This window comes from Lactiplantibacillus sp. B652, assembly GCF_023806745.1.
Classification (GTDB): Bacteria; Bacillota; Bacilli; order Lactobacillales; family Lactobacillaceae; genus Lactiplantibacillus; species Lactiplantibacillus pentosus.
The window spans coordinates 1-13,834 of sequence record NZ_JAMSKY010000023.1; the positions used below are offsets into that span (position 1 = coordinate 1).

The window sequence follows — 13,834 nt, forward strand, 5'->3', positions numbered from 1 at the left end:
TGGTTAAGGGTCATGAAGACATCTCTTTTCTTATTTGTTGTGGTAACTATAAGAATAGGTCTTCATGGCCTTTTTGGTCTAGTCATTTAGGTGTTGCACTTCAATTTTAAATCCGGCTAATAATTTCAATGCCGTCGTGCCCGTCAATTTCACTGACAGTGACCCGAATGCGTTCCTGACGCGCAGTCGGAATGTTGCGACCGATAAAGTCCGCGCGAATCGGTAATTCCCGGTGACCACGATCAACCAAGACCGCCAGTGCAATACTTTGCGGCCGACCACCACCCATCAGGGCATCCAGAGCGGCGCGAATCGTTCGACCAGTGAAGAGGACGTCGTCAACCAGAATGACCCGTTTGTCAGCTACTGAGAATGCCAGCTGATAGTCATGGGCATTGCGCGCGGCATCCAGCGGCTGATCATCGCGAAAAGCGGTGATATCCAATTCACCAACGGGAATCGCGGTGCCCTCCAGCTGCTGGAGTTGGGCTGCGATGCGTTGTGCAATATAAACGCCTCGAGTTTTGATGCCCACCAACACGATATTTTTGATGCCTTTATTTTGCTCAATGATTTCGTACGTGATCCGGGTCAGCGCCCGTTTCATCGCCATTGAATCAACAACTTCTTTTTGCATATTTGCCTCCCAGTTTGTGATTAACGTTCATTTGAACCACCCATATGACAAAGAAAGGCGGCCGGACACAGAGTCACGGCCGCCGACAAAAGTTATTGTTAACAGGTTGCCTTTCAGTCTCGCAGGGCCGGATTAAAGGACATTCTTTACTGTTAGATTAATGATTCAAATCGGTTTTGTCAAGCTTAGCCAGGGTTTCAGTAAAAATCGGTGGCAAGGGTGCTTCAAACGTCAGCAGCTGCCCTGTCACAGGATGCTTAAAACCGAGCAAGCGCGCATGCAAAAACTGACCCTGTCCCTTAATGGTCTTTTTGGGCCCATATAAGGGGTCACCAACCAGTGGATGACCAATTGACTGCAAGTGGACCCGAATCTGGTGCGTCCGCCCGGTCTCTAAACGGCAGCTAATCAACGTGTAGTGCTGGTAGCGTTTCAAAACTTTAAAATGCGTTACCGCTGGTCGGCCAGTCTTAACGATGGCCTGTTTCTTGCGATCCTTAGGCGAACGACCTAAAGGTGCATTGATCGTCCCAGTCTCTTCCTTGATCACGCCGTGGACCAACGCGACGTATTCGCGCAGATTGGTCTTGGCTTTGAGTTGCGCCGCTAGTGACTGATGTGCCCGGTCATTTTTCGCAACCATCAGTAGGCCAGACGTATCCTTATCGATTCGGTGCACGATACCCGGCCGAAACTCGCCGTTGATGGTCGATAACGGACTATGATATAGCAAGGCGTTGACCAAAGTATGGTCGGGATGCCCGGGTGCCGGATGCACGACCATCCCTTGGGGCTTATTGACGACGAGTACATCGTCATCCTCATAAACAATGTCCAACGGGATATTTTCCGGTTCGATGGTCGTCGTTTGGACCGTTTGGGCTGCGACGGTGATTTGGTCGCCCACTTTGACCTTGTACTTACTAGGTTGAACCTCACCGTTGACCGTTACTTGCGCCGTTTTGATCAACTTATCGACCTGTGAACGTGTCCAGTCAGACTGCAGTCCAGCTAACACTTTATCCAAACGACCTTGTTGCGTCGTAATCGTATATTGTTGTTCCGTGGTCGCTCCTGCCACGCTATCAGCTCCCTATTACTTATTTGTCAAAACTATCGTCCCGTAAGACCCCAATCAAAATGAAAATCACACCGATCGTCAGGCACGAATCCGCAAAGTTAAAGATTGGAAAATTAATAAAATCAAGTTGGAACATATCAACGACATAACCCAGCCGCACACGGTCAATGAAATTACCCAACGTACCGGCAATCATCAGTGAGATGCCGACCTCATACGCCCTTTTACCGCGCAACCGCCATAACAAGTAACCCATGATAACCAGCGCCACGACTGAGATTAAGTAGAAGAAACTCATTTTGCCTTCCAGAATGCTCCAGGCGGCCCCATTGTTATGTAAATTGGTCAATGATAATAGGCCGGGAACCACACTCGTGCTGGCCCCTAGTGCGATATGACTCACAATTGTTGCTTTGATAGCCTGGTCAGCTGCGACCAACGCCACCATCAATAGAATATAAATCCACATATTTTGCCCTCACATTTCGCTAAGCTGTGTTTAATTATACCAAAAGACGCCCCGCTTGTACGAAACTGGCTTGTAAAAAGCACGGTTTTTATTGGTTGCTTACGTATTGTACTGGTTAATTTGTCATGAATCATGATTAAATCATGCTAGTTAGTGGATTCCTGTTCGTCAGCCGATGCGCGTCTTAGTCCGACTTCCGGGGCCGGCTGACAACGCTGGAACAGGGCGGACATCGATTTGAACTCACGCAGCAACCCACTGCGCAATTTCAAATACGAGTCTTCTTCTAGCCCGGGAAATTCACCCGGACAAGAAGAATTTCGCCCTTGAGCATTGTCAGCCAGCCCCTACAGTCGGGAAGCCGCTCGAATGGCAGATGAACGGCCACCTATCTTGGTGCAATTGACCATTGAATATTAGGAGACCGGCCCTTCAGGCAAACTTTCAATCGGTGTCAATCATGTTCTATGCCATTTGAGTACTGAGAGGATTATCTAGATATTGCTCACTCATCTCAATGCCACAAACTTCAATGGTAACTAGTCTTGAATTTAGTCGATAAAATTACCTTCGCTTATAATTGGAGACTTGTTTATCCCAGACGACTAAAGAAGATTCTGACAAGTTCAGTGAGGTCGCTTGTCTGACAGTATAAGTAAGGAACTTTAGTTATCATTAAAGACTAGTCTGACAGTTGAATATCAAAGTGACTGTGTACCAAGTAACCAACGACAAATCCAACAAAATGTTAGCCCGCACATGTCTGCCTTTCGAATAGCATCCCGGCTGGAAGGTGTTTCTGACAATGCTCAGCGTTTTTCAGAGTGTGAGGTTCAGACGGGTTGGGACTGAGGATTAGCCTAGCTAGAGCGTTAAGTGGCGCATTTCCGCTTGGCGTTCTGGCGTAGCTAACCGGAAGTCCCAGTCTGACCCGAACACGTTTCATCTATACTGCAGCTAACATGAAAGACCAGTATTTAAGACGCGGGCTTTCGGCTTAAATCTGTGTCCATCGCGTTCCAGCGTTGTCAGAAATGCCTGGAAGCCGGACTAGGAAGCATCCACCACAGCAAGTTTACGGTAACTCGCACTGTTTCCAGCGGGTCTCAGCTGGCAGTTCTTGAACTTAGAAAATAGCATGATTTAATCATCCTTAATGCTAGAACTAGCACAGCGCGCCGCCAGTTTCAGCAGTGGACTGCTGAGTGGCGAAATTCAACTGCTCATATCAAAAAAGCGCTGCCGCCGGTCCATGACGACCGTCAGCAACGCTTAACTCAATTTAAAATTAAAGGATGCTCGTGCAACTGCACGACTTTAGAACAACCCGGAGATTTTGCCATCATCCGTGATATCCATATCCAGGGCTGCCGGATGCTTTGGCAAGCCTGGCATCGTTAAGACGTTACCCGTTAAGGCAACGATGAAGCCGGCACCCAACTTTGGCACGAATTCACGTACATTGATCGTAAAACCAGTCGGCGCACCAAGCAGTTTAGGATTATCACTCAGCGAATATTGGGTCTTCGCCATGCAGACCGGTAAGTGGTCCCAACCCTGCTTGGCAAAGGTCTTCAATTGCCGTTTGGCCTTAGCAGAGTAAGATACCTTAGCGCCACCATACGTCTTCGTGACGATGGCTTCAATCTTAGTTTCCAAATCAGCATCCGCCGGTGATAACGGCTTGAAGTCACTCGGCTGGTCGCACAAGTCGACAACGGCCTGAGCAAGCTCAGTCGCACCATCGCCGCCCTTGCCCCAGACATCGGCTAAGACCGCTTGAACCCCCAAATCGGCACAGTAAGCTTTGACTGCTTGAATTTCAGCATCGGTATCAGCCGTAAATTCATTGATGGCAACGACGACCGGGACGCCATAGCGTTGCATGGCCTTGATATGATGCCCTAAGTTAGCAGCGCCAGCTTGTAGGGCTTCAACGTTTTCAGTCTCCAAATCTTTCAAAGCCACGCCACCGTGCATTTTAAGCGCACGAATCGTCGCAACGATTACGACGGCGTTCGGGGCTTGTCCAACGGCCGGAACATTGATATCCATGAACTTTTGACCACCCAAATCGGCGCCGAATCCTGCTTCGGTGACGGTGTAGTCGGCTAAATTCAGCCCAGCCTGGGTCGCCAACACACTATTACAGCCGTGGGCAATGTTCGCAAATGGCCCGCCGTGCACGAGCGCTGGCGTGTGGGCCAACGTCTGCACTAAGTTGGGCCGCAACGCATCCTTTAATAGGAGTGTGATCGCGCCACCAACTTGTAAATCTGCGACGGTCACGGGTTGCCGGTCATGCGTATAGCCAATCACGATGCGGTTGACACGCCGCTTAAAATCCGCAATGTTTTCAGACAAGCACAAGATCGCCATTAATTCGCTAGCGACCGTGATGTCGAAGCCATCTTCACGCGGCACACCGGAAGTTGCCCCACCTAGCCCGATAACGACGTGGCGCAACGCCCGGTCGTTAATATCCAGCGCGCGTTTCCATTGAATCCGACGCTGGTCGATGCCGAGCTGGTTGCCTTGTTGGATATGATTGTCGATTAACGCTGCCAAGGTATTGTTTGCGGCGGTCAAAGCGTGCATATCTCCCGTAAAATGCAGGTTGATGTCCTCCATCGGAATCACTTGGGAGTAACCACCACCCGTGGCGCCACCTTTCATGCCCATGACCGGCCCCAGTGAGGGTTCCCGTAAAGCAATCATGGTCGACTGACCAATCTTGGTCAAAGCATCACCCAGACCGATCGTGACGGTCGACTTACCTTCGCCGGCCGGAGTCGGATTGATTGACGTGACCAAAATGAGCTTGCGTTTGGTTTCCTTCACTGGTAATGGTAACTTTAACTTGGCCTTGGTACTGCCATAAGGATCAATTTGATCAACTGTCAAACCAGCTTTCGCCGCGATTTTCGTAATTGGTTCTGGTGTGACTTGTTGCGCAATTTCAATGTCTTTCATCAATTCTCCGCCCTTCGTTTTTTATTACAACTCAATTATAACAATTAATCCGGTAAACAGGAACTTTATTTATTATAAATGCTTTCATTGTTCGTTATTAATGGCTAGTTGCCAGCTCAATCAGGGTATTACGGGCCTTTTTACGCATCAAAAAATGATATTGGTTACCGTCAATCTGAACTTTCAAGCCGCCCCGAATCGGTGCGATCAGTTCTAGCTGGTCGCGTGGAATCACTAACCACGAGTGATTTAAAACCGTACTGAAGATAATCAAATTGTGATTGATGGTCACCCGGCGCAAACTGATCTGGACGGCAACTAACGCGACAAAGACCGCCGCAATCAGTAAAAACCACCATTTGAACTTCAGCAGTTCCAACCAGACAATGATGCCAGCCATCAAAACGAGCAAGGTCCACGACCAGACGATCACACTTGACGCTAGCATTGGTTGGTATTTAAAGGTATGCTTATCGTTATCCAAGAGTTACAATTCCTTTCACATTGGAGTGAGTTTTATGCAATTATATACGGATGCCGCCACGGCGCCCGATAATCATCAAAGTGCCGCTGGAATCCTGATCATCGACCAGGGCCAGCAGCACCAATTTAAACAAGTCTTGCCGAACAGCGATAATCATACCGCAGAATTTCTCGCGGCGATTGCTGGCTTCAAAACTTTATTGGATTCTTATGGTTCCGCAGTCAGTGTCTTCTTTTACACCGACAGCCAAATCGTTGCGGACAGTGTCGCCAAAGGTTACAGCAAACATTATGCCGTCGAGCTCGCGACTTTACTACACTTACAAGATCAATGCCAACTGGTCGTCACCCAATGGATCGCCGAAAGTGAAAATCACGGCGCCCATCAACTCGCACAGCAGGGATTGCACCTGAAACACTAATCAGCCGCTTCTAAATAAGTCTCAATCGGTAATTGGTACTGCTCCCAATCGTGCGCGCCAGTTTGGACGTAATCAGCCAATAGCTTGCCAATCATCGGTCCGGTCGTCAAACCAGAAGAACCAAGTCCACTAGCGACAAGAATGTGCGGGTTGTCTGGTAATGGTCCAAAGAATGGTGCGAAGTCGCGCGTATATGCTCGCGTCCCAACCTTGACTTGGCTGATTTGATCCTTGGTCAAGTTTGCATCTAATTTTAAGCCACTCGCGAACAAGTCGTCTTCGACTAGCGACGAAACTTGTAGGTCATACCCCTGGTCATTTTCATGGGTCGCACCCACGACTAGTTTACTCCGAGTAAATGGAATAAAGTCGCGCTCACCTTCCGGCATCAAGACGGGAACATCATCTGCCCAGGTCTCCGGCAATTGCATCTCGATCAGTTGCCCCTTTTGCGGTCGCACGTCAGCAATAATTTTCATCGGTAATAATAATGGCTTCAGCCATGCGCCGACCGCTAGAATGAGCGTATCATAGCTTTGTTGCCCGTTGACCGTCAACAACTGGCCCTGATCACCCAGGCGAACCTTACCTTTATGACGAATGAGGTTGCGCTTTTCAGCATACTTGAGTAGGTTATGGGCAAACTTGTCACCGTCAACGCGGGCACCACCACTGACAAACACCCCCGGTTGCGGGGCCGTCAGCAACGGAATTCGTTCTTGAACGGCTTCAGCGCTCAATTTTTCAATTGTTCCCATCTGCGGTGCGCTTTGCCGCCGTTCCAAAGCTAACTTGTACAACGCTTGTAAGTCGTCCGGATCAGCCCGCGTGACGATCGTTCCCGCCTGCTGATAGACTGAGTAACCCATCTGCGTATCGGTCACGATTTCTGGATACAGTGCCGCACCGGCTTTGGCCAGTCGATACCAGCGCTGATTACGCCGCTTGGAGAGCCACGGTGAAATAATACCGGCAGAGTTCTTGGTCGCTTGACCAATCCCTTCATCATAAATCGTGACGCTCAAGTTCGGATCCTTACTTAAATAATACGCGGTCACAGCGCCAACGATGCCGCTGCCAATAATTGTCACTTGTTTTTGCATTTGTACAACGCCTCCACAACCAATCTGCTTTCATTTTAGCATACTCCGTTTTATTACGGGGAATCGATTCGCTGGTTGACATTGTTGACGGCATTAGATCAGGTGTAACAACCCGCAACCCTTAAAAAAGCATCAAGTTTTAAAATTTAATCACATTTTGACCATATTTTCGTTTTACACTTGAAAATAGCACGACTATATTGTTTTAAAGGACTTTTGCCATGTTAGTTATTATTTGGATTCTCTTAGTTTTACTCTTAGGTCTCACTGGTTGGCTGGTATACCGCGGTTTGCAGCATCCGGTCATTCAGCCCACTAAGCCATTGCCGTTACGTGAACAGTTGACGTTACAGCATCAGGTCCGTCAGTCGATCACGAACAAGGTGCCCCGTTTGAAGGGCTTATACTACGGGCTCCTAGTGTGTGGGTGTCTAGGTGTCATCAGCCTCTTGGTCAGTTGCTACCTGATTATGACCAAGTTGCCGCTGCTGATATTCCCGATTCGCAGCGTGGTGGCCAGCATGGCGACGCTTGTAATTGGGGTCATCTTGTTACTGGTTCCGGCATTGGTATGGCCATCACAGGCTTATGATGAACTGATTGGCCGCAAGACCGACCCGAATCAGAATTGGCAATTGGCCGACACGCCGACTTTCGAACGTTATCGTCGCACCCAGATTTGGAGCGTCTTAGCCCTAGATTGCTTCCTCTTAGTCGGCATGATTAGCTGGGCCTACCGCGTCAGCACCGTGCCGGCAGTGACGATTGAATACTTGATCATGGTTGTCGTCATCGCAATCCCGGTCGTCGCCTTGGTTGCGCTACTGGCACAATTGCCTTACCTGTACCAGAACCGTTTCTTGATTTCAAATGGCGCTCGTTTTGGGACAGTGCACTACCAAGCTAACCGCGCCTTGCTGAATCAACAGCCGGATGTTAAAGCGCATCTGATCATTGTTCAGATTTGTCGGATTATTGGTTACGCGTTGGGATTGTATGCCCTGTGGTTACCGTATTCCAACATTTTAGCGCCGAGCTTCGCAGTTGATACCAGCGTCGTTTATCCGGCCGCAGCGTTTGCACTGGTTGCACTCCTGATTGTATTGATCACGGGTGGCGCATGGTTACCCCGATTCTATGATTATTTGCAATTATTGGATACCAAGGCTCTCAAATTCAAAGTTGCCGGTAGCGACCAATTTCGCCGCTATCGCTTCCATTTGTACTATTTCAAAATTGCCTTCAGCATCCTATGGCTCGTTTTCTGGGGCTTGATCATCGGCTACATTTATTATTTCGGTTAATTTGAACGTGCTTCGGCGTTGCGCTAACAAAAACGACATCCAAGACCAAATGTCTTGAATGGGTATACTCCTACCAAGGTAGACAAGCAAATAATTAAAGCCTGTCTGCCTTGGTAGGAGTATTTTTTATAGGACGGCTAAAAAAGGACGAGATATAGAGCAGAAATATGAAATTGGTACAGGATGGGATATTAGCTAGTGCTGTTGAATGGGAGTATGGTATGCAACATGCTCAAGTTTCCAGAGTGATCGTGCCTTGTTGGCATTATTTTACCAAGCAATCTGAACTTATCATCAGTGGGCGTTATCCAATGAGCCACTTCAATAACCGCTGTAAGGGCATCTAGGCAATGGTGTCTAACTTTTTGGGGCCAGTTCATGTCGACTTAAGTTCCAGCAATTGTCAGCCGGCCCCGGAAGTCAGACTAAGACATCCATCGGCTGACGAACAGGACGCCAACTTGTCATGAGTTAACCATCTTTAAGGCTAAAGAATAACTAGCACAACGCGTGTCCCACTGTAATTTAAAAAGCGTTGTAAAACCATTTCGATTTTACAGCGCTAATCTTGGCATGTTTTAATTGTTTTGCTGAGCTAAAGCGTCACTGACATTGATCGTTGGTAGATTAAACCCCGGAAACTCATTAGAGCTGTTGGTCAACATAGAAATTATTGCACGAATGTAAGGATACAAAATTGCAACAGCATTTTTCTGAACCAATGTATTTAGACCAATGTTGGCTTTGTCTTCCTCGGGATGATAAACAAATGATCCCACCAACGAACATGTTGCCTGAAATGGCGTCTCTGTCTTATCCAGTGCGCCAACAACCACTGTTAAGCTGACACTGATATTGTTACCGTTCTTTTCAATATCGCTTGAAATTTCAGGGCTAAAGATGATCTGTTTACTTGTTTGCCGATACTGATCATTTCTCTGATAACTCATATTTTCAACTCTGTATCCGTTAAATTGTAACACATCCATTAAACTGCAACTCCCATCACTTCTAAATCTGTATAAATATTATTAGTGTAAAGATGATCTTCTGCGTAATTGATACTAGGTTGATATTCTGACTTATCTAAAAGGCCGCTTAGTTGCTTATCAATAACACCGTCTTCGTTTGATGAACAATTTCCTGGAAGATGGCCATTCTCCTCATAGAAGGTTTTTGCAGCCTTAAACAAATTATCTTGATACTTAACCTGGACACGCAAGTTGTTTTCAATCTGTGTTAAGGATGACGGTGCAATCCCAAGACGTTTAGCAAATTGTCTCACTGTCAGTCCTAGATTATGACGCAATTTCCTAATATCCTCTGGTGTCATATAACCTTTTTTCGACCGATATGCCGCAAAACTACGAGTCACATTTTCCATTGGATTATTAAAATCAACCCATAACTCGCCATCGCTATCTTTCCAGTAATGATTTCTAACCATCAGATTACTTTCATCACGTACCTGAACTAGCTCAATCTTCCAAACTTCAGTATAGAGTTCAGTCGTGTCTAATTCAGGATTATAGAACTTTCTTTGTGCCATTATGCCTAGCCCCCTAAACTGTTTGAAACTACTTGTATGGATAATTCATAGGATATTTTGCATCGTGCAGAGAAATCCAAACGACGCCACCATTTGGCCGATCTTGAAACTTCAAGTAACATTCCACATCTTCTATGATTAATCCGAACACCCAGATATCTCCTGGAATGGGTCTTGGGTGGTCATCTGTTTCTGGCCGGAGATGTAGTCTTGCCAAGAAGTTTTATTGTAGATAATATCTAAGGCAAGTGTTTCTTGAATGGCTAAGTTAGCCAAGGTAGCCATATTTTTAGGACGCCTACTGAGTACCCACTTGTTTCGGCGATTACGGATATCTTTAATTACGCGCTTTATCTCTTCACGGCTCGCCAACACTAGCACATCCAGACTAAATTTATTGATACTATTTTAATACAAATGTATCTCACAAAATACAAATATGCTCTGATGCTAATAAGCCCCTTCTCACGTTGAAAACTGAGAAGGGGCTTTAACGAACTTGTTTAAATTTGATTGTAGTTAATGCTTATCACAGTGGATGATTACTTTTGGGCATACATTGCTTAAATGTCTGCTCAAATTTAAACTAAGGTACGCTACGGGCTGGAATAATAATCGCTTCTCCTGTTTGTGGATTGTGCCCTTTTCTAGTGGCATGCCCAGTTGATTTGAAAGTTACAAAACCGACAAACGCCGCTGAATTATCGTTCGCAGCATGCGCGACGAGCTTTTCCAAAGTCTTGTTCACAATGGTTGTAACTTCGTTGATTGTAAAGTCACGCTCAGCGGACATTTCTCGAACTAATGTCGTTCTTTTGGTCACGCTATTTTTAGTCATTGAACGCGCGTGTCTGTCAGCTAAGCCTCTTTAAACAAGCTGACGAAATCTGCCTGACCACCAACACTTTCAAACGTCGCTTTCGACAGCGTTTTGACCTGGCGCTGATCAAGCCACAACACCTGGTAATCATCAAATGCCTGCATATCCCGAATGTCATGGGTGATCATTAGATATGTGCGTTCGGGATGCGCTTGCATCACTTGAAATAATAGTTGGACGTTTTGTCGGTCGACTGCCGCCGTTGGTTCATCCAAGACGACTAATTCACGGTCGACTTGCAAAAATAGGAGCAACTGGACCAATTTGCGTTGTCCACCCGACAGTTGTCCGTACCGTTGATCCCAAAGTGGTGCCAGAAACTCATATGTCGCTGAATCCACCAAGGCTTCAAAATCAGTCAGCGTCACCTGCAGTCGACCATCCTCAATTCCGAGCACGAGTTGGGCGACATCCCGCACCCGAATTGAGCTCAACAGGGGTAATTGTTGATTCAAATAAATCGCGCGCTGCGGCAATGCCAAGGTTCCAGTTGCCGGTCGTAATCCCGTCAGAATATCCGCCAACGTCGTTTTGCCAGCCCCATTTTGGCCAATCAAAAAATTAACGCCCGGACTTTTCAATTCAAAGCTCAAATCATCAAAAAATGGTGCTGAGCGCTGGTCAAACTGGTAACTCAAATGTTCAACTCGCATTATAATCCCTCCGTTGGCAACAGTTTCAAGTGTCGATAGCTGAACCAGCCCAAGCCTAATAAGATGACCAAAATAACGCCATAAGTCGCGATAAACTGACTAATCGTCCCGACGGTAAGCATCGCAAACACATTATTGACCAGGTAAATCGGACTGATCAGATTAAGTAGCGGATTGCTAACGTGTAAGTTGAGCACGGCATTGATGGCAAATGAGCCAATAATGACTAATAATGACACAGCGTTGATGGCGGTATTGATTGCCCGTTGACGCCAAGCTAACGCAATCAACGGCAGACTATAGCAAGTCACCGGCAAATAGACCAACACCAGTGTCAGCCATAATTGACCAAGCAAGGGCAAGAAAGCCAGCTTGAAGGCAATACTGCTTAGAATTGCAATCAAGAACAACGTGCTGAGCATCAGCAAGCCATTCACCAGCGCCTGACTGACGATAAACACTGACGGACTGACGACCAGTGTTCGATACTGCTTCAAGTAGCCTTGTTCCCGAAGACTGGCAATGTTGCCAGCGGTGGTCAAACAGTTGGAAAAAATCATCCAGCCGATATACGGCATAATATGTTCAACATACGCACTTGTCGTCAGTGGCTTGAAAAATGCATCACCGACATTCAGTGCTAAAAAGACGAGTGGTAGGCAAATCGTATAAACTATCACCCCCGGCATATCACGCAGCACCTTCATAAAGTACTGCGTGTAAACAGCCACCTGCACCCCATATTTGCGCATTCCCATCACTCCCTCTTAATTATCTCATTAATTTATTATATATTTATCATCAAGTGAAATGCAAGTCGTCGCAAATCTAAACATTAAGTACGGTTAATTTGCGAAGATAACGGCTAGCAAAGACTAATGTAATCTTAATATTCAATTCATAAACCGAATAACGTCTCAAACGCTTAGTGACTCCGCCGAAAGCCAGCTTGCTCTTTGAGATAAAAAGGTATCGATTAACTCAGGAAGGTCACGCGATGCGTTTCAAGACAGCGTGCTGCGGGTCATACGTCACCAAAATTCTAGCACGCAAAAAAAGACCGATTGCGAATTTCAGGATGTCCTGATCAACTCACAATCGGTCTTTGAATCATTTAATTAATCGACTCGCATTTACCTTTATTGTGTCACCACGTTTGAGCGGTTCGCTGAAACATAATTGCCTTTATTGGTCTTGTAATAGCGCGAACCACCGGACCGTTTGTAAATCTTCGTGACTTTGATTTTGTCCCCGGCTGCATGGTAAGCATGCCGATTAGACTTCACAAAGTTAGAAGAGTTATACGTGTACAGCCCCACTTTGGCTTTGATCCACTTGCTTGATGGGAGTGATTCGTAATACCAATGATCAGACTTCGACACTTTGGCCGTAATGTAACCGCCGCTCGTCTTGATCCGGTAGAAGTTGCCACTCTTAACCAGGGTCCCGGTGTAAATACCGCCCTTCTTCAGCGTCTTACCCGTCGAGGTCGTCAAGTTAACGTCTTTGAACAACGTACTCTTTTCACGCAACTTATACAGCCGGTGTTGACTAATCCAATAGCCCGTCACATCCTGCGAACGAACCCACTTATTTAAGCCGCTCAGGTAGACCAATTGTTTGGACTTTCCGGTCGTGACGGATTTCGTGGCGGTCACTTTATAATACTTCTGCTTGGCACTGCTTGGAATCGTCGTTCCGTCGTAATAGGTCGATGAACTCTTATTCAAGTAGACGTGTTGGCCCTTCGTATAACTACTATAAGCATACGAGGTCGACGAACTGGAAGCCGAGCTACTTGACGTCCACCAGCTCAACGGATGATACGTCGTTACTGAAGCGCTGTCGTACAGACTGTTATCCACGTATTGCCCTAATGAGGATAAGTAGTAGCTACTAGAATACTGCCAGAGTGAAAATGAAATCGTCGGTTTCGAGGAATAGTTAGCGATCCACTGGGCATCAAAACTCTGACGCGCCGTATTAGCATAGGTCGTCGCAAATGATTGATATGAGTAAAAAATCAGCTTTTTGCTGGTTAACGACCGCATCTCGTTATACCACGCCTTGACCGCCGCATTGGCCGCCGAACTACTCATCGACGTCGTTTCAAAGTCCAAAACGTAGAACTTGGTGTTCTTGTTCGACCGGCTGTACAGCTTCTTAGAACGTGTTTAGAATCTTTTCAAGAGTATTCGCAGGAAGGCTAAGCTAATCATCATCTTACTGGTGTTCAGCTTTCGCTCACAATTGCGCCAGAGGCGCCGATATTTTCCTAGC

13 protein-coding genes and 2 pseudogenes are annotated in these 13,834 nt (G+C 46.7%); 2 read left to right on the top strand and 13 right to left on the bottom strand.

Features of this window, described 5'->3' with window-relative positions:
- Nucleotides 1-106: 106 nt before the first annotated feature.
- From pyrR to MZO40_RS15930, 5 genes are all read right to left on the bottom strand, one after another.
- The gene (gene pyrR / locus MZO40_RS15910; RefSeq protein ID WP_252133414.1) at nucleotides 107-637 is read right to left on the bottom strand and encodes a bifunctional pyr operon transcriptional regulator/uracil phosphoribosyltransferase PyrR; all 531 of its coding nucleotides are present in this window, start codon (nucleotides 635-637) and stop codon (nucleotides 107-109) included.
- Nucleotides 638-794: 157 nt separating this feature from the next.
- Nucleotides 795-1,718: an RluA family pseudouridine synthase gene (locus tag MZO40_RS15915; RefSeq protein WP_105924235.1), complete on the bottom strand. Its 924-nt coding sequence runs from the start codon at nucleotides 1,716-1,718 to the stop codon at nucleotides 795-797.
- Between the two features lie 19 nt (nucleotides 1,719-1,737).
- A complete protein-coding gene (lspA, locus tag MZO40_RS15920; protein WP_105961759.1) occupies nucleotides 1,738-2,187 on the bottom strand; it encodes a signal peptidase II in 450 nt (149 codons plus the stop codon).
- Between the two features lie 1,317 nt (nucleotides 2,188-3,504).
- Entirely contained in the window at nucleotides 3,505-5,160 is a 1,656-nt protein-coding gene (locus MZO40_RS15925; RefSeq protein ID WP_252133415.1) for a formate--tetrahydrofolate ligase, read from the bottom strand.
- Between the two features lie 97 nt (nucleotides 5,161-5,257).
- On the bottom strand, nucleotides 5,258-5,644 hold the full coding sequence (locus tag MZO40_RS15930) for an EbsA family protein (RefSeq protein ID WP_105961760.1): 387 nt from the start codon (nucleotides 5,642-5,644) through the stop codon (nucleotides 5,258-5,260).
- 34 nt (nucleotides 5,645-5,678) lie between these two features.
- Here MZO40_RS15930 and MZO40_RS15935 point away from each other — a divergent pair, with 34 nt between their 5' ends.
- The gene (locus tag MZO40_RS15935; protein WP_050338660.1) at nucleotides 5,679-6,065 is read left to right on the top strand and encodes a ribonuclease HI family protein; all 387 of its coding nucleotides are present in this window, start codon (nucleotides 5,679-5,681) and stop codon (nucleotides 6,063-6,065) included.
- On the opposite strand, the gene MZO40_RS15940 is transcribed toward MZO40_RS15935, so the two are convergent.
- Nucleotides 6,062-7,168 carry an FAD-binding oxidoreductase gene (locus tag MZO40_RS15940; RefSeq protein ID WP_056953099.1) on the bottom strand — a complete coding sequence of 369 codons (1,107 nt, stop codon included), beginning with the start codon at nucleotides 7,166-7,168 and terminating at the stop codon, nucleotides 6,062-6,064. The genes MZO40_RS15935 and MZO40_RS15940 overlap by 4 nt on opposite strands.
- Nucleotides 7,169-7,389: 221 nt before the next feature.
- Here MZO40_RS15940 and MZO40_RS15945 point away from each other — a divergent pair, with 221 nt between their 5' ends.
- Nucleotides 7,390-8,472, top strand: a complete 1,083-nt coding sequence (locus MZO40_RS15945; RefSeq protein WP_105961761.1) for a hypothetical protein — start codon at nucleotides 7,390-7,392, stop codon at nucleotides 8,470-8,472.
- Nucleotides 8,473-9,050: 578 nt separating this feature from the next.
- On the opposite strand, the gene MZO40_RS15950 is transcribed toward MZO40_RS15945, so the two are convergent.
- The 7 genes and pseudogenes from MZO40_RS15950 to MZO40_RS15980 all read right to left on the bottom strand — a co-directional run.
- Nucleotides 9,051-9,461: a protein-export chaperone SecB gene (locus MZO40_RS15950; RefSeq protein WP_050338663.1), complete on the bottom strand. Its 411-nt coding sequence runs from the start codon at nucleotides 9,459-9,461 to the stop codon at nucleotides 9,051-9,053.
- On the bottom strand, nucleotides 9,461-10,021 hold the full coding sequence (locus tag MZO40_RS15955) for a helix-turn-helix domain-containing protein (RefSeq protein ID WP_105919751.1): 561 nt from the start codon (nucleotides 10,019-10,021) through the stop codon (nucleotides 9,461-9,463). The genes MZO40_RS15950 and MZO40_RS15955 overlap by 1 nt, the downstream gene beginning before the upstream one ends.
- A 586-nt stretch (nucleotides 10,022-10,607) precedes the next feature.
- Nucleotides 10,608-10,844: an HU family DNA-binding protein gene (locus MZO40_RS15960; RefSeq protein ID WP_181186592.1), complete on the bottom strand. Its 237-nt coding sequence runs from the start codon at nucleotides 10,842-10,844 to the stop codon at nucleotides 10,608-10,610.
- A 35-nt stretch (nucleotides 10,845-10,879) separates the two neighbouring features.
- A complete protein-coding gene (locus tag MZO40_RS15965; protein ID WP_225424071.1) occupies nucleotides 10,880-11,554 on the bottom strand; it encodes an ATP-binding cassette domain-containing protein in 675 nt (224 codons plus the stop codon).
- Nucleotides 11,554-12,306 carry a hypothetical protein gene (locus tag MZO40_RS15970; protein WP_105961764.1) on the bottom strand — a complete coding sequence of 251 codons (753 nt, stop codon included), beginning with the start codon at nucleotides 12,304-12,306 and terminating at the stop codon, nucleotides 11,554-11,556. Before MZO40_RS15970 ends, MZO40_RS15965 begins: the two co-directional genes overlap by 1 nt.
- Nucleotides 12,307-12,693: 387 nt before the next feature.
- A pseudogene (locus tag MZO40_RS15975) lies at nucleotides 12,694-13,716 on the bottom strand (DUF5776 domain-containing protein); the annotation flags it as partial.
- A 12-nt stretch (nucleotides 13,717-13,728) separates the two neighbouring features.
- Nucleotides 13,729-13,834: pseudogene (locus MZO40_RS15980) on the bottom strand (IS5/IS1182 family transposase); the annotation flags it as partial.

Coding starts and splice junctions, on each gene's coding strand:
- pyrR (WP_252133414.1), bottom strand. CDS start 637: ATGCAAAAAGAAGTTGTTGATTCAATGGCGATGAAACGGGCGCTGACC.
- lspA (WP_105961759.1), bottom strand. CDS start 2,187: ATGTGGATTTATATTCTATTGATGGTGGCGTTGGTCGCAGCTGACCAG.
- MZO40_RS15925 (WP_252133415.1), bottom strand. CDS start 5,160: ATGAAAGACATTGAAATTGCGCAACAAGTCACACCAGAACCAATTACG.
- MZO40_RS15935 (WP_050338660.1), top strand. CDS start 5,679: ATGCAATTATATACGGATGCCGCCACGGCGCCCGATAATCATCAAAGT.
- MZO40_RS15940 (WP_056953099.1), bottom strand. CDS start 7,168: ATGCAAAAACAAGTGACAATTATTGGCAGCGGCATCGTTGGCGCTGTG.
- MZO40_RS15945 (WP_105961761.1), top strand. CDS start 7,390: ATGTTAGTTATTATTTGGATTCTCTTAGTTTTACTCTTAGGTCTCACT.
- MZO40_RS15950 (WP_050338663.1), bottom strand. CDS start 9,461: ATGGATGTGTTACAATTTAACGGATACAGAGTTGAAAATATGAGTTAT.
- MZO40_RS15955 (WP_105919751.1), bottom strand. CDS start 10,021: ATGGCACAAAGAAAGTTCTATAATCCTGAATTAGACACGACTGAACTC.
- MZO40_RS15965 (WP_225424071.1), bottom strand. CDS start 11,554: ATGCGAGTTGAACATTTGAGTTACCAGTTTGACCAGCGCTCAGCACCA.
- MZO40_RS15970 (WP_105961764.1), bottom strand. CDS start 12,306: ATGCGCAAATATGGGGTGCAGGTGGCTGTTTACACGCAGTACTTTATG.